The 14,992-nt window shown below is 63.9% G+C and carries 13 protein-coding genes and 3 tRNA genes; 7 read left to right on the top strand and 9 right to left on the bottom strand.

Annotated features, from left to right (window positions below):
• Nucleotides 1-2: 2 nt before the first annotated feature.
• The 3 genes from pilV to IP89_RS22980 all read right to left on the bottom strand — a co-directional run bounded on the left by pilV (nt 3) and on the right by IP89_RS22980 (nt 1,624).
• Nucleotides 3-515, bottom strand: coding sequence for a type IV pilus modification protein PilV (gene pilV / locus IP89_RS08350; RefSeq protein WP_043308911.1), 513 nt, complete (start codon nt 513-515; stop codon nt 3-5).
• A complete protein-coding gene (locus IP89_RS08345) occupies nt 512-1,006 on the bottom strand; it encodes a GspH/FimT family pseudopilin (RefSeq protein ID WP_043308910.1) in 495 nt (164 codons plus the stop codon). The genes pilV and IP89_RS08345 overlap by 4 nt, the downstream gene beginning before the upstream one ends.
• A gap of 111 nt (nt 1,007-1,117) precedes the next feature.
• Nucleotides 1,118-1,624, bottom strand: coding sequence for a GspH/FimT family pseudopilin (locus IP89_RS22980; protein WP_081963198.1), 507 nt, complete (start codon nt 1,622-1,624; stop codon nt 1,118-1,120).
• A gap of 83 nt (nt 1,625-1,707) precedes the next feature.
• Here IP89_RS22980 and thiO point away from each other — a divergent pair, with 83 nt between their 5' ends.
• Nucleotides 1,708-2,802 (top strand): glycine oxidase ThiO, encoded by a 1,095-nt coding sequence (gene thiO, locus IP89_RS08340; RefSeq protein ID WP_043308909.1) that lies wholly within the window; start codon nt 1,708-1,710, stop codon nt 2,800-2,802.
• Between the two features lie 33 nt (nt 2,803-2,835).
• Here the strand turns inward: thiO and IP89_RS08335 are convergent, their stop codons facing one another.
• The 4 genes from IP89_RS08335 to IP89_RS08320 form a co-directional block, all read right to left on the bottom strand.
• Nucleotides 2,836-4,176 carry a sigma-54 dependent transcriptional regulator gene (locus tag IP89_RS08335; protein ID WP_043308908.1) on the bottom strand — a complete coding sequence of 447 codons (1,341 nt, stop codon included), beginning with the start codon at nt 4,174-4,176 and terminating at the stop codon, nt 2,836-2,838.
• A 3-nt stretch (nt 4,177-4,179) separates the two neighbouring features.
• On the bottom strand, nt 4,180-5,721 hold the full coding sequence (locus IP89_RS08330; protein ID WP_052081004.1) for a PAS domain-containing sensor histidine kinase: 1,542 nt from the start codon (nt 5,719-5,721) through the stop codon (nt 4,180-4,182).
• 44 nt (nt 5,722-5,765) lie between these two features.
• A complete protein-coding gene (locus tag IP89_RS08325) occupies nt 5,766-5,990 on the bottom strand; it encodes a PP0621 family protein (RefSeq protein WP_043308907.1) in 225 nt (74 codons plus the stop codon).
• 167 nt (nt 5,991-6,157) lie between these two features.
• Nucleotides 6,158-7,180: an outer membrane protein assembly factor BamD gene (locus tag IP89_RS08320; RefSeq protein WP_043308906.1), complete on the bottom strand. Its 1,023-nt coding sequence runs from the start codon at nt 7,178-7,180 to the stop codon at nt 6,158-6,160.
• 148 nt (nt 7,181-7,328) lie between these two features.
• Between IP89_RS08320 and rluD the strand changes: the two genes are divergently transcribed.
• The 3 genes from rluD (at nt 7,329) to clpB (ending at nt 11,716) form a co-directional block, all read left to right on the top strand.
• Complete coding sequence (gene rluD / locus IP89_RS08315) at nt 7,329-8,300, top strand: 23S rRNA pseudouridine(1911/1915/1917) synthase RluD (protein ID WP_043308905.1); 972 nt, start codon at nt 7,329-7,331, stop codon at nt 8,298-8,300.
• The gene (gene pgeF / locus IP89_RS08310) at nt 8,284-9,018 is read left to right on the top strand and encodes a peptidoglycan editing factor PgeF (protein ID WP_043308903.1); all 735 of its coding nucleotides are present in this window, start codon (nt 8,284-8,286) and stop codon (nt 9,016-9,018) included. The genes rluD and pgeF overlap by 17 nt, the downstream gene beginning before the upstream one ends.
• Nucleotides 9,019-9,151: 133 nt before the next feature.
• Nucleotides 9,152-11,716, top strand: coding sequence for an ATP-dependent chaperone ClpB (gene clpB, locus IP89_RS08305; RefSeq protein WP_043308902.1), 2,565 nt, complete (start codon nt 9,152-9,154; stop codon nt 11,714-11,716).
• A gap of 52 nt (nt 11,717-11,768) precedes the next feature.
• On the opposite strand, the gene IP89_RS08300 is transcribed toward clpB, so the two are convergent.
• Nucleotides 11,769-12,107 carry a PilZ domain-containing protein gene (locus tag IP89_RS08300; protein WP_043308901.1) on the bottom strand — a complete coding sequence of 113 codons (339 nt, stop codon included), beginning with the start codon at nt 12,105-12,107 and terminating at the stop codon, nt 11,769-11,771.
• Nucleotides 12,108-14,486: a DUF1631 domain-containing protein gene (locus IP89_RS08295; RefSeq protein WP_043308900.1), complete on the bottom strand. Its 2,379-nt coding sequence runs from the start codon at nt 14,484-14,486 to the stop codon at nt 12,108-12,110.
• Nucleotides 14,487-14,696: 210 nt separating this feature from the next.
• On the opposite strand from IP89_RS08295, the gene IP89_RS08290 reads away from it, so the two are divergent.
• The 3 genes from IP89_RS08290 (at nt 14,697) to IP89_RS08280 (ending at nt 14,937) form a co-directional block, all read left to right on the top strand.
• Nucleotides 14,697-14,772, top strand: a tRNA-Asn gene (locus IP89_RS08290).
• A gap of 9 nt (nt 14,773-14,781) precedes the next feature.
• Nucleotides 14,782-14,858 (top strand) — tRNA-Pro (locus IP89_RS08285).
• Nucleotides 14,859-14,861: 3 nt separating this feature from the next.
• Nucleotides 14,862-14,937 (top strand) — tRNA-Lys (locus tag IP89_RS08280).
• Nucleotides 14,938-14,992: the final 55 nt, after the last annotated feature.

The raw sequence follows: 14,992 nt of genomic DNA, 5'->3' as shown, positions 1-14,992 counted from the left end.
TGTTAAAGCTCCCCACGTAGACGAAAGCGGCAAATGCTGGTGTCGGCATTGGCAGCGGCTGATGCATCCAGGCAATTGCCGCCGGCCGCTCTCCATGCCAGTTGAATCTCGACGGTCGAGCCGGCAGAGCAGACTCCGGGTGTGCCGGAGCGGCAAACGTAGAATTCGCTTTTGAGCGCCTCTGCCTCCGGGAGGATCAGGCGGACTTTATTGGCCCAGCAGGTCAGCTGCTTATCCACATCATTTGCCTGGATGGCCGTTGATGTGTCACAGGTTCCTACCGCGGGTAATTTTGTCATCACGTAACTGGACAGCGCGGACGGGTTTGCACGAATTTGCTCGAGCAACTCATTTGCCAGCATGACAGCGTTGTTACGCTGAGCCGAGTCGCTGGTGTACTGGATTCCACGCCCCTGCATGGCAACCAATCCAAGCATGCCAATCGTCAGGAGTACGAGCGTGACCAAGACTTCAATCAAGGTGAAGCCATTCGGCCTTGAGTTGGCTGTTTTCATGGATTGCAGCTCGCTAGGACTGTTTTGTTATCACTCTTCAGACCGCGGGTGTGCAGTCTGCTGCTGCCACTACGATCGACTGTGAGTACGAAGGCTGTAGTCAGGTCATTGTCGCGGCAGATGGTGATGTTGGCGGTTGCGGCAAGAGAGGATGTGCCGCTGGATGTGTAGGTCAATGCCAGCGGATCCGGATTCGACTTGATGGTTGCCTGCTCGGAGTTGAATGTTTCCTCGCGAAGTGTTTGCGTGGCGGTCGAGACCCTCCAGACATTACCGGCTCTGCTAACTGTAATGGGGGCGCGGCGGACTACTGCTTCCGACCTGGCAAACTGGAGAAGGCTATTGAGCGTCTGGGCCTGGGTCTCGATGTGACTCTTGCGAATCAGGAACGCAAAGTTAGGGACCGCAATGGCTAATGCAATGCCCATGAGGACAATTGCTGCCAGCAATTCGATAAGGCTGAATCCTCTCATGCCTAGAGGTCGAGACATGGTGTACTCCTGATAGTCTTCCGCCGGCATAATCTACTGAGCTTGCATTGCATGTCGCAGTAGCGTGGACGACTGGCGTTTCGAGCGGGATGACTGGTTGTTAGTCCCGGACTACAGGCATCTTGTCGACAGGGCTTGGTTTTCGGCGATGGTTCCGGGGCGGACACGGCCCTGCCGGTTGATGACTAGCTGCCAGAGGACTATTCCCTCATGGCATTGATAGAACTTGCCGGCGCTGGCCGGACTGGTGCCGTTGGCAAGAAACCTGACATTCGATCCAAACCCGTGCCAGTTCAATTGCGTGTCTTGGAGTATCTGATGGCGTTCGATGAGGTTATTCGGGCTTTTGCTGAGACGAGTCATCCAGCCATCATCCCAGTTCGAGCTGCACTGCGTGCCATTCTGACTGGCGCAAATTTCTACTGGGCTGCGATGCACGACGGCGTAGGTGCGAGCCGCATGTAGTGATGCCTGCAGTCTGTCGCGAAGGGCTTCGCTTTGATTTTTCTGTACTGCAGCACTCAAGCTGGGTAGTGCGATGCCGCATGCAATGGAAATGAGGGCAAGGGTGAGCATCTGTTCAGCCAGGCTGAACGCATGTTGGGAGCGTTTGTGCATGTTGTTCGTCCATTTTTTGAAGTGCCGTCCTGGCAGTCACAGGGTTTAGCTTTCGAGTTTTACTTTTGCAAGTTGGAGGAAGAGTGGGGAAGGTTCTGGTTGTGGGGGGCGGCGTCGCTGGGATGCTGGCAGCGAGCTTGCTGGCTGCAGAGGGTTGGGTGGTGCAGTTGATCGACCGCCTCGGGCTGGGTAGTGAAGCTTCTTGGGCTGGTGGCGGAATTGTTTCTCCGCTCTACCCGTGGCGTTACGGCGCTGCCGTAAGCGCTCTATCGAATTGGTCGCGTGCCTACTATCCAGCGCTGGGGGCTCGTTTGTATGGCGCTACGGGGGTGGACCCTGAGGTGCGACAGACAGGCCTTTATTGGCTTGATCTTGAGGATGAGCAGCGTGCCCTGGAGTGGTCAGCTCAAGAGGGGGGGGCTTTATGCTCGGTGTCCAGGTCGGAGGTACTTCAGCGGTTACCTCAAGTAGGCAATGGCTTTCAGCGAGCGGTGCATATGGCGGACGTCGCCAATGTCAGAAATCCGCGACTTTTGCAGGCGTTGCGAATGTCATTGGCTGACAGCTCCGGCGTGCAGGTGCTGGAGCACTGTGCAGTGAGTTCCTTTTTGCTCAATGGTGGCCGAGTCACTGGAGTGATGACGACGGCCGGGAGTATTCAGGCCGATCACGTGGTCCTCGCTGCGGGTGCCTGGAGCGGTGAGCTGCTGGCGCCCCTGGGGATCCATCTCCCTGTCGAGCCGGTCAAGGGCCAGATGATTCTCTACAAGTGTGCCGAGGACTTCCTGCCGGCCATGGTGTTGGCCAAGGGGCGTTATGCGATTCCGCGCAAGGATGGGCACATCCTCGTGGGGAGCACCCTGGAGCATGTCGGCTTCGACAAGACGCCGACGGAAGAAGCGCTAGTCAGCCTCAAGGCTTCGGCCGAGGAGCTGTTGCCGGCGCTGGCCGATGCCGAGGTGGTTGGGCATTGGGCGGGATTGCGGCCTGGTTCGCCGGAGGGAATCCCCTTTATCGGTGAGGTGCCGCAGTACCCTGGCCTGTGGTTGAACTGTGGGCATTACCGCAATGGTCTGGTGCTGGCGCCAGCGTCCTGTGAGCTGTTGAAGAACCTGATGCTCGGTGAGACGCCGATTGTCGATCCGGCACCCTACTCGCCGGCAGGGCGTCTGGGCTGAGTTGGTCAGAGGCGGGCGGTTTCCGCTTCGGGCTCAGTCGATCCCCAGCTTTTTCAGGCGATAGCGCATGGAGCGGAAGGTAAGGCCCAGGCGCTGAGCCGCCGCGGTGCGGTTCCAGCGCGTTTCTTCCAATGCCTGCATGATCAGCTTGCGTTCGATTTCCTCGAGGTAGTCCTCCAGGTTGTCGATCTGCGCCAGCGAGGCCTCACCGGTTTCTCCAGCAGGGGCGGCATCGGCCAGGCGCAGGTCGGCGGCCTGGATCTGGTCGTTTTCGCACAGGGTGTAGGCACGCTCGAGCATGTTCTCCAGCTCGCGCACATTACCCGGGAAGCGGTAGCACTTGAGCTTGTCCAGCGCTTCGCTGCTCAGTCGGGCTGCCGGCAGCCCGCTGCCTTCTGCCAGGCGGCGCAGCATGGTCTCAGCCAGCAGCGGGATGTCTTCGCGGCGCTCGCGTAGTGGCGGTACGCGCAGCTCAATGACGTTCAGGCGGTAGAACAGGTCCTGGCGGAAGCGGCCGGCGGTCACTTCGGCGGCCAGGTCCTTGTGGGTGGCGCAGAGGATGCGCACGTCCACCACCACCTCCTGCTGGCCGCCGACGGCGCGCACGGCTTTTTCCTGGATGGCGCGCAGCAGCTTGACCTGCATGCTTAGCGGCAGGTCGGCCACTTCGTCGAGGAACAGGGTGCCGCCGTTGGCGGCCTGGAACAGCCCCTGTTTGTCCTCGATGGCACCGGTGAAGCTGCCCTTCTTGTGGCCGAAGAACTCGCTTTCCATCAGCTCGGATGGGATTGCGCCGCAGTTCACTGGCACGAAGGGGCGTTCGATGCGCGGCCCCTGTTCGTGGATCAGGCGGGCCACCAGTTCCTTGCCGCTGCCTGATTCGCCGCTGATATAGACCGGGGCCTGGCTGCGTGCGAGCTTCTGAATCTGGTTGCGCAGGGACTTCATCGGTGGCGAATCACCGAGCAGACGTGTGTCTACCGGGCCTTCTTCGGCCTCACCGCTACGCAGGCGCAAGGCGGTGGCGACCAGTTCACGCAGGCGGCCGAGGTCGACCGGCTTGGTCAGGAAGTCGAAGGCGCCTGCTTTCAGTGCATTAATTGCGGTGTCCAGGCTGCCGTAGGCGGTGATCATGGCCACCGGCACCTGGGCGTGGCGCTGCTGGATGTGCTGCACCAGATCGAGGCCGGTGCCATCGGGCAGGCGCATGTCGGTGAGGCACAGGTCGAAGGGTTCGCGGGCCAGCCACTCGCGGGCTTCCTTGACGTTGCGTGCGCTGCGCGTATCGAGCTTCATGCGCCCCAGGGTGATCTCGAGGAGTTCGCGGATGTCGGGTTCGTCGTCGACGATCAGGGCTCTCTGCCGGGTGCTCATGATTCAGCTCAGCTTGCGTGGGTGGGCGAAGGTGATGCGGAAGCAGCTGCCACCGCCCTCGCGCGGTTTGTAGTCGAGGCGAGCCTGGTTGCTTTCGCACAGCTCGCGGGAAATATACAGGCCCAGGCCGGTGCCCTTGTTATCCGTGGTGTAGAAGGGCTCGAAGATGTGCTGGAGCTGCTCGGCTGGCACGCCGGGGCCGTCGTCGAGTATCTCGAGCACCGGCAGGTCGCTCTCTGCGTCGCGGTAGAGTCGCAGCCAGACCTGTCCCAACTGGTGTACCTGAGCACTGTAGCGCAGGCCGTTCTGTACCAGGTTGGTCAGCACCTGCGTCAGCTGGTGTGGGTCCATGCGGGTCTGCAGGCTGCCGCTGACGGTTTCCAGGTGCAGGCTCTGGTCCAGGCGCGCCGAGTTGCGGAACTCGCTGGCGAAGCGGTGCAGCCAGTAACGCAGATCGAGCAGCTGTGGCTCGGCCTGACGGCGACGCGACAGCTGCAGCACGTTCTCGATCACCATGTTCATGCGTCGCGAGTGGTCCTGGATGATCTGCGCCAGACGGCGGTCTGGCTCCTCCAGATCTTCGGACTCCTGCAACAGCTGCGCGGCGTGGCTGATCGCGCCCAGCGGGTTGCGAATCTCGTGGGCGATGCCGGCGGTCAGGCGGCCTAGAGAGGCCAGCTTCAGCTGCTGGGCTTGCTGGGTGATCTGCGAGATGTCGTCAAGGAACACCAGGGTGTGGCGCTCTTCGCCGCGCTGCAGGGGGATGAAGCTTGGTTGCAGCAGCGGGCCGTCGGGTATCGCCTGCAGGCTTTGTGGGCGCAGGGTGGGGTTGTGTTGCCACTGCTGCAGTCGCTGGACCAGCTCCGGGCAGTTTGGGGTTAGCAGCTTGTTCTCCAGCTTATTGCGACCGAGCATGCCGAGGGCGCCCTGGTTGGCCAGGAGCACCTTCTGCTGCTTGTCCAGCACCAGGATGCCAGTGCGCATGCGCTGCAGGATCAGCGAGTTGAGCGCCTCCAGGCTGGCGACGTCGACTGCGCGCTGCTCGGCCAGGCTCTCACTCTGTTGCAGGCGCTTGGTCAGACCCTGCAGGAAGAGTGCGGCTGCAAAGCACAGCGCGCCTAGCGCGCCGGCCTGGACGAACTGCGCGGCAGAGGGGCGCTGCAATCCTAGATAAAAAGTCAGCACCAGCATGCCGATGGCGGCGACGGCGGCAATCAGCAGACCGATGCGCCCGCGCAGTAGCATGTTGGCGATGGCCACCGCGATGACCAGCAGGTTGCCGATGCCGCTGGGCGTGCCACCAGCCGCATAGAACAGGGCGCAGAGCAGCAGCACGTCGATCAGGGCTAGGGTGAACACCTGGGCCAGGTGGCGTGGCCGCTGCATCAGCACGGCGACCAGGATGTTCAGGATCAGGTAGGCCCAGCTGCCGTAACGGAACAGCGGGGCATGGGCCAACTCGAGCAGTTCCTTGTCCAGCTGGCTGGAGATCAGCACCACCAGTGCCAGGCCGACGGTCACCCGGTACAGGTGGTACAGGCGCATGATGCGGCGGCCGGGCACCTCGTGCAGGGACAGCTGCTCGGCGTTCACTGCTGGTGCTGGTCCAGATGCGCCTGGCTGCAATACCACTGCGCGCCCTGTGGCAGCGCCTTGTCCTGCGGTACGTGCACGCCGCATTGAGCGCAGCGCACCATCGGGGCGGCCTCGTGCTCCTGCGTCGCGCTCGGCGTGGGGCGGGCGGGGCGGTTGAAGCGGCGCCATAGCCAGACGGCGGCGGCGATCAGGGCGATCCAGAACAGCAGACGGAACATGATGTGCTCTTCTTGTTGGCAGGCGGGCAGTTTAGCCAAAGAGGCGGGCCGGGCGCAGCCGTTGGCTGCCATCCTGTGCGGTATTTCCAGTGTCGGTTCTAGGCATGACCATGCGGAAATGAAAAAGGGAGGCTTGGCGCCTCCCTTTCTTGTCTCGCGGGACTGTCTCAGTCGAACAGGCCGAAGGTCATGTAGCTGAACCAGGAGCGGTCGTCGGCGTTGCCTTCGGCCTCGCTGCTCAGGTCTTCCTGAGCTTCTTCCTGATTCTCCGGCAGCAGCTCTTCCGGAATCTGTTCCTTGGCGTCTTCGTACTGCTTGATCACGTCCTGGCTGGCGCGAGTCTCGCCCGGCGGCAGCGGCGCGTCGGACTCGATCAGGCCGAGGGTGGCCTTGGCCAGCCAGGAGCGGTTGTCGGCTTCTTCTTCGAGCGGCACGAACTGGCCGTCGACCAGGGTCGGGTGATCCGGGTAGTTCAGTTTCAGGGTTTCCAGGCTGGTGCTGGCCAGGTCGTTCAGCTCCAGGCGCTGGTAGGCCTCGACCATCAGGGCCAGGCCGTCACCTACAGACGGGGTCTCCTGGAAGTTTTCCACCACGTAGCGGCCACGGTTGGCGGCGGCGACATAGGCCTGGCGGGTCAGGTAGTACTGGCCGGCGTGGATCTCGTAGGCGGCCAGCAGGTTGCGCAGGTAGATCATGCGCGCCTTGGCGTCCGGCGAGTAGCGGCTGTTGGGGTAGCGGCTGGTGAGCTGGGCGAACTCGTTGTAGGAGTCGCGCGCGGCGCCCGGGTCACGCTTGGTCAGGTCCAGCGGGATGAAGCGGGCGATCAGACCACGGTCCTGGTCGAACGCGGCCAGGCCCTTGAGGTAGTAGGCGTAGTCGACGTTGGCGTGCTGCGGATGCAGGCGGATGAAGCGCTCGGCGGCGGACTTGGCGGCCTCCGGCTCGACGTTCTTGTAGTAGGCGTAGATCAGCTCGAGCTGGGCCTGCTCGGCATAGCGACCGAACGGATAGCGCGACTCCAGGGCCTTCAGCTTGGCTACAGCGTTGGTGTAGCTGTTGTTGTTGAGGTCTTCCTGGGCCTGCTGGTAGAGCTCGGTCTCGCTCAGGTTCTCATCCACTTCCGGCTTGTTGGAGGAGCATGCGGCAACGAAGGCGAGGGTGGCGATCAGCAGCAGGTGTTTCACTTGCATGGTGGCTTGCGTCCCTGTGACGGCGGCTGTCTAGGCCTCGGCCGTCCTGTTATGATGAGCGCCCCGGAAAAAGGCCGGGACAAAGACGCCGTATTTAACCACAGCGTGCCGCCGAAACCAAAAGCCGCACCGCCCTCCGCAGCAGCCCATGTCCGAAGATTCCGATCAGCTCATCCAACTCACCGCCGAAGTGCCTTCCGACCTCGGTGGCCAGCGCCTCGACCAGGTCGCCGCCCAGCTGTTCGACGAGTACTCGCGCTCGCGCCTGTCCGCCTGGATCAAGGACGGCCGCCTGACCGTCGATGGCGCCGTGATTCGTCCGCGCGACATCGTCCACAGTGGCGCCGTGCTCAGCCTGGAGGCCGAGCAGGAGGCACAGGGCGAGTGGGTGGCGCAGGACATCCCGCTGAACATCGTCTATGAGGACGAGCACATCCTGGTGATCGACAAGCCCGCCGGGCTGGTCGTGCACCCGGCGGCCGGGCATGCCGATGGCACCCTGCTCAACGCCTTGCTGCATCACGTGCCGGATATCGTCAACGTGCCGCGCGCCGGTATCGTCCATCGCCTGGACAAGGACACCACCGGCCTGATGGTGGTGGCCAAGACCCTGCAGGCGCAGACCAAGCTGGTCGACCAGCTGCAGAAACGCACCGTCAGCCGCATCTATGAATGCATCTGCATCGGCGTGATCACCTCCGGCGCCACCATCGACGCACCGATCGGCCGCAGCTCGGCCAACCGCCAGCGCATGGCGGTGATCGACGGCGGCAAGCCGGCCGTGACCCACTACCGGGTGCTGGAGCGCTTCCGCTCGCACACCCACGTGCGGGTCAAGCTGGAGACCGGCCGTACCCACCAAATTCGCGTGCACATGACCCATGCCGGCTACCCGCTGGTGGGCGACCCGCTGTATGCCGGGCGCTTCCGCATTCCACCAGCGGCCAGCCCGACCCTGGTGCAGACCCTCAAGGAATTCCCGCGTCAGGCCCTGCATGCGCGCTTCCTCGAGCTCGAGCACCCGGCCACTGGCCAGCGCATGAAGTGGGTCTCGCCGTTGCCCGAAGATCTGGTGTGGATGCTCTCGCTGCTGCGCCAGGACAATGAATCCTTCGTCTGACTGGCTGCTGCCGGACTGGCCGGCGCCGGCCAATGTCCGCGCCTGTGTCACCAGCCGCGCCGGTGGCATCAGCCCGACGCCGTTCGATGGCCTGAATCTCGGCGACCATGTCGAGGACGCGCCGGCGGCCGTTGCCGCCAATCGCCAGCGCCTGGTCGAGAGCCTTGGCTGTCAGCCGGCCTGGCTCAAGCAGGTGCACAGCCCGGATGCGGTCGAGGCCGACCCTGCTACCGTGCCGACCGCCGACGCCAGCTGGAGCGCCACTCCCGGCACCGCCTGCACGGTGCTGACCGCCGACTGTCTGCCGGCGCTGTTCTGTGATCGCGCCGGCACCCGCGTAGCTGCGGCGCATGCCGGTTGGCGCGGGTTGGTCGGTGGCGTGCTGGAGAACACGGTGGCTGCCATGGGCGTAGAGCCTGGCGAGCTGCTGGTCTGGCTGGGCCCGGCCATCGGCCCGGACTCTTTCGAGGTCGGCCCCGAAGTGCGCGAGGCCTTCCTGGCGCAGCATGCCCAGGCTGAGACGGCCTTCCGCGCCAGCCGCAACGCCGGTAAGTACATGGCCGACATCTATGCGCTGGCGCGCATTCGCTTGGCTGCCATCGGCGTCACCGCCGTATCTGGCGGTGGGCTGGATACCTTCACCGATCCGCGCTTCTTCTCCTACCGCCGCGCCGCGCGCACTGGCCGTTTCGCCTCGTTGGTCTGGCTGGTCGACTGACCAGCATCAATTCGCCGGTGCTTGAATCGGTGAAAACTGTCCTTATCTAGAGAGCATCTAGAAAGCAATTGCGGGCTTCACTATCGGGAGCAGTTCAGCGCTCCGGCCCGCTTTCAGAAGGAAGGACATATTCATGCGAATCGACCGTTTGACCAGCAAGCTCCAGCTTGCCCTGTCCGACGCCCAATCCGTCGCGGTGGGCCTGGACCATTCCGCCATCGAGCCCCTGCACCTGATGCAGGCCCTGCTGGAGCAGCAGGGCGGCTCGATCAAGCCGCTGCTGATGCAGGTCGGCTTCGATATCAACAGCCTGCGCCAGGCCCTGACCAAGGAGCTGGACGCGCTGCCCAAGCTGCAGAACCCTACCGGCGATGTGAATCTATCGCAGGACCTGGCGCGCCTGCTCAACCAGGCCGACCGCCTGGCCCAGCAAAAGGGCGATCAGTTCATCTCCAGCGAGCTGGTGCTGCTCGCCGCCATGGACGAGAACACCCGCCTGGGCAAGCTGCTGCTCGGTCAGGGTGTTTCGAAGAAAGCGCTGGAGAACGCCGTGGCCAACCTGCGCGGCGGCCAGGCGGTGAATGACCCCAACATCGAGGAGTCGCGCCAGGCGCTCGACAAGTACTGCGTTGACCTGACCAAGCGTGCCGAGGACGGCAAGCTCGACCCGGTGATCGGCCGCGACGACGAGATCCGCCGCACCATTCAGGTCCTGCAGCGCCGCACCAAGAACAACCCGGTGCTGATCGGCGAGCCCGGCGTCGGCAAGACCGCGATCGCCGAAGGCCTGGCCCAGCGCATCGTCAATGGCGAGGTGCCGGACGGGCTCAAGGACAAGCGCCTGCTGTCGTTGGACATGGGCTCGCTGATCGCCGGCGCCAAGTTCCGCGGCGAGTTCGAGGAGCGCCTGAAGGCGGTGCTCAACGAGCTGGGCAAGCAGGAAGGGCGCATCATCCTGTTCATCGACGAGCTGCACACCATGGTCGGTGCCGGCAAGGCTGAGGGCGCGATGGACGCCGGCAACATGCTCAAGCCGGCCCTGGCCCGCGGCGAGCTGCACTGCGTCGGCGCCACCACGCTGGATGAGTACCGCCAGTTCATCGAGAAGGATGCCGCGCTGGAGCGCCGCTTCCAGAAGGTGCTGGTGGACGAGCCGTCCGAAGAGGACACCATCGCCATCCTGCGCGGCCTCAAGGAGCGCTACGAGGTGCACCACGGCGTGACCATCACTGACGGCGCGATCATCGCTGCCGCCAAGTTGTCGCACCGCTACATCACCGATCGCCAGCTGCCGGACAAGGCCATCGATCTGGTCGACGAGGCTGGCAGCCGCATCCGCATGGAGATCGACTCCAAGCCGGAGGAACTGGATCGCCTGGATCGCCGCCTGATCCAGCTGAAGATCGAGCGCGAGGCGCTGAAGAAAGAAGACGACGAGGCAACCCGCAAGCGTCTGGAGAAGCTCGAGGACGACATCGCCAAGCTGGAGCTGGAATACGCCGATCTGGAGGACATCTGGAAGTCGGAGAAGGCCGAGGTGCAAGGCTCGGCGCAGATCCAGCAGAAGATCGAGCAGGCCAAGGTCGACCTCGAGGCGGCGCGGCGCAAGAGCGATCTGCAACGCATGGCCGAGCTGCAGTACGGGGTGATCCCGGACCTGGAGCGCAGCCTGCAGATGGTCGACCAGCACGGCAAGAGCGAGAACCAGCTGCTGCGCAACAAGGTGACCGACGAGGAAATCGCCGAGGTGGTCTCCAAGTGGACCGGCATTCCGGTGGCCAAGATGCTCGAGGGCGAGCGCGACAAGCTGCTGCGCATGGAAGACGAGCTGCACAAGCGCGTCATCGGCCAGCACGAGGCGGTGGTGGCGGTGGCCAATGCCGTGCGTCGTTCGCGCGCCGGCCTGGCCGATCCGAATCGCCCCAGTGGCTCGTTCCTCTTCCTCGGCCCGACCGGGGTGGGCAAGACCGAGCTGTGCAAGGCGCTGGCTGAGTTCCTCTTCGATACCGAAGACGCCATGGTGCGCATCGACATGTCCGAGTTCATGGAGAAGCACTCGGTGGCCCGCCTGATCGGCGCTCCGCCAGGCTATGTCGGCTACGAAGAGGGCGGTTACCTGACCGAGGCGATCCGCCGCAAACCCTACTCGGTGGTGTTGCTGGATGAGGTGGAGAAAGCCCACCCGGACGTGTTCAACGTGCTGCTGCAGGTGCTGGAAGATGGCCGCCTGACCGATAGCCAGGGGCGCACCGTGGACTTCCGCAACGCGGTGGTGGCGATGACCTCCAACCTCGGTTCGGCGCAGATCCAGGAGCTGGTCGGCGACCGCGAGGCGCAGCGCGCGGCGGTGATGGATGCGGTGAGCAGCCACTTCCGCCCCGAGTTCATCAACCGTATCGACGAGGTGGTGGTGTTCGAGCCGCTGGGTCGCGAGCAGATCGCCGGCATCGCCGAGATCCAACTGGCACGCCTGCGTCAGCGTCTGGCCGAGCGCGATTTGAGCCTGGAGCTGTCGCCCGAGGCGCTGGACAAGCTGGTGGCGGTTGGCTTCGACCCGGTATACGGCGCGCGGCCGCTCAAGCGTGCGATCCAGCGCTGGATCGAGAACCCGCTGGCGCAGCAGATCCTCGCGGGTACCTTCCTGCCTGGCATGGCCATCCAGGCGCGTGTCGAAGGCGAGGAGATCGTCTTCGCCTGAGGCTAAGGTGGTGGACGAAAAAAGCCCCGGCATTTGCCGGGGCTTTTTGTTTTCAGGCTTCCAGCTGGCGCAGCAGCAGGGCGAGCGGGGCGACCTGGTCTTCGGCCAGGTCAATGATCTGGAAGCCGCACCAGCCGCTGTGCCCGGCCTCGCCAGGGCGGCTCCACAGGCAGTCGGCGCCGACGCGGATTTCGTGGATGTCATTCAGTGGCTGGTCCAGGACCAGGCGGCACTCCCAGACCGAATCGGCCTCGGGGGGCAGGTCACTGATCAGCATGAAACCCTCTTCCGAGAGGTCGACCACGCGACCGAGGCGGCGCCCGCTATGCAGGTCGAGTACATCAATGCCCAGTTGCGTGGTGTGGCGGCTGTGCTGGCGACGGTCGTCCATTCAAGCTCCTTGTCCGACTTCGGTGGCGCGCCCAGTGAAGCGCTGCAAGACCCGGTAAATGGCGCCCAGGGCGCGATCCACCAGGGGCGCATTGCGCTCTGGTGTGACAATGCGCGCCAGGCCCTGTTCCATTTCGTTGGCCAGCTGGCGGATCGGCTTGACCGCCACGCGCTGGCCGCTGTGATCGACGAACATGTAGTTGTGGGTGGTCGGGCTGAACCAGGACAGCTTGAGCATGACACTGCTGCTGCCCTGCACGAACTCGAACCAGGTGCCGAACTCCAGCTGCTGTAGCTCCTTGATCAGCGCCTGAGCACGCGCTGATGGCGGTGGCGTATTGGCCTTGACTGGCTGGGCTAGCGCCGCGTCCTCGCCTAGCATGGCGCCCAGCGGGCTTTCCTGCAGTTGGGTCTTGATCTGCGCGGCCAGCTGCGGCTGCTGGTTCTGCACGGCGTGCTGGCAGGCGACGATGTCCTGCAGCAGGCGGCGAATGCCGTCCTCGTGGTAGCCGCCGAGCAGCTCCAGGCCCTTGCGCAGCTCGTCGAGCAGCGGCACGCGCAGGCTCTGCAGGCGCGTGCGGCCCTCGGCATCCAGTGGCGAACCGCTCCAGGCCAGTTGCTCGGCGACCTCGCCGGCGCGCTGCCATTCGGGGCTGCGCTCGCCATGGCGCAGCAGGATGAAGACCAGCACGTCGGCCCAGGTCAGTTCGAGGAAGTTGTGGATCACGCTGGGCAACTGGCGGTCGCGTAGCACGCCCTGGATCACGTCGACCGCCTGCTGACGCGCGCCGAGCAGACGATCACGGCCCTTGGCCGCTTCCACCGCGCGCTTCTCGCGCAGCTCGACCTTATGCCGCAGGGTGGCGACGTACTCGTTGAACTCTTCGAGCAGGTTGTCGAACAGCTGCAGGTCGCCGCTGAAGCCGTGGATCACCCGCTCCACGACCCAGTGGATCTTCGCCACCAGGCCGCGCTCGTCGCCCTCGCCACCGTAGAGCACGCCGGCCTGCGCCATGCTGTTGAGCAGGCGGCGCGCCGGGTGGTGGTGCTGGGTGAACAGCGCCTTGTCCTGCAGCGCCACCTTCAAATAAGGCGTGTGCAGGTGGGAGAGGGCGGTCTTGCAGGTGTGTGGCAGGTTGTCGTCATCGAGGATGAAATCGAACAGCATGCCGACCAGGTCGATCACGTCGGCTTCCTGGTCGGCCAGCTTCTGCTGGCCGGGCAGGCTGCTATGGGAATCCAGTTGCTGCTGCAGGCTGACCTTGAGTTCTTCCACCGGCTGCGGCCCTTGCAGGCGCTGGGCCAGGGTGCTGGCGGACTGCTGTTGCAGGCGGGTCAGTGCCTCCAGCAACTCGCCGGCACTATAGGTGCTGGTGGCCGTGCGCGGGGCGAAGCTGGCGATGCTGCGGGCGCCGCCGGGCAGCGGGGCGTCCAGATCCTGCTGGCGGCGCTCGCCGAGCAGGGCGGCCAGGCCGCCGAGCAACTGGCCGGGGTCCAGCGGCGGCGGGGCGCCGAGATCGGCCGGGGCCTGGATCACTGGCGCCGGGGCATATGCCGGCTGGGCGCTGCCGGTTGTCGTGCTGTTATTAGAGGTTGCCGGTGAGGCGCTGGTACCTGGCTGAGCTGCCGTAGTCGGCGTAGGCTCTGCTGGTTTCGACGGTGCAGTGGCGGTGGCCGTGCGCTGCGCGGTGAATTTGAGGTTGGGCAGGATGCCGGCGTTGATCAGGCGCTGGTTGAGCATCTCGTAGAGGGTGTCCAGGCCCTGCATCACATGCCGGTCGAACAGCATGTAGAGGATCACCTTGATCCGCAGCGGCAATGGATGTGGTGTCAGCGCCTCGCGGAAGGCCTCGGCCAGCGCCTGGGGGCCGAAGGGGTTGGTGTCCTCGACCAGCTTCTGGCCGTTGTTGAGCAGGGCCAGGCGCTGCTCCAGGGCGAACAGGGTGCGTGCGCTGCGCGCCCTGACCTTGCTGACCATATTGGTGATCTGCAGGCTTTCTTCATATTCGTCGTTATGTACCAGGGCCAGGCTCTCGGTATCGGCCTCGCTGACCTGGGGGCGAGCCTTGAGCTTGCCTTCGAGGAAGTCGGAGAAGTTCTGCGCGATGCGCTGGTGATAGCTGCGCTCGATCTGTGGGCGCAGTTTGCGCAGATCGCGCATGGCGTCGAAGAACAGGGTCTGGACCTTGTTGTTCTCGGCTTTTTCCGCACCTTCGAAGAGCGTGTCGTCGACCTGGGCGAACAGCCCGGCCAGGTGCTCGGCGAGGTTGTTCATCACCAGCTTGCGACAGTCTTGTACCAGTGCGCCGAAGCGCGGCTGGATGGCGCGGTTGGCGACGCCCGGTTGGGAGGGAGGTGGTGGCGCGTCCTGTGAACTCATGCGGAGTAGTCCTGGTGGCGGAGGGCTGCCGCCGTGTCAAACTGGATACGCAATATCCTAGCCGTTTCTCGCGTTGCAGGCTGCCGTGGCAAGGCGTGAATCAAATAAGTCGTTGCCAGGGTTGACATAAATGTTCGGCTACGTAAAATGGCGCGCCTCTGATACGGGAAACGGCGAAAGCCAACCGTAGAAGAGGTTGGAGTTAGTAGTTCCGCGATAGCTCAGTCGGTAGAGCAAATGACTGTTAATCATTGGGTCCCTGGTTCGAGTCCAGGTCGCGGAGCCAAATTCCAATCGGGGTATAGCGCAGTCCGGTAGCGCGCTTGCTTTGGGAGCAAGATGTCGGGAGTTCGAATCCCCCTACCCCGACCATTTGGGTCGTTAGCTCAGTCGGTAGAGCAGTTGGCTTTTAACCAATTGGTCGTAGGTTCGAATCCTACACGACCCACCATCATTTAAACGAGAAGCCCGCCTAGTGCGGGCTTTTTGTTGTCTGCGAGAAAGGT

Source organism: Pseudomonas sp. ML96 (assembly GCF_000761545.1).
Classification (GTDB): domain Bacteria; phylum Pseudomonadota; class Gammaproteobacteria; order Pseudomonadales; family Pseudomonadaceae; genus Aquipseudomonas.
The sequence above is the reverse complement of the archived record's forward strand: the minus strand, read 5'-3'. Positions and strand labels throughout refer to the sequence as shown.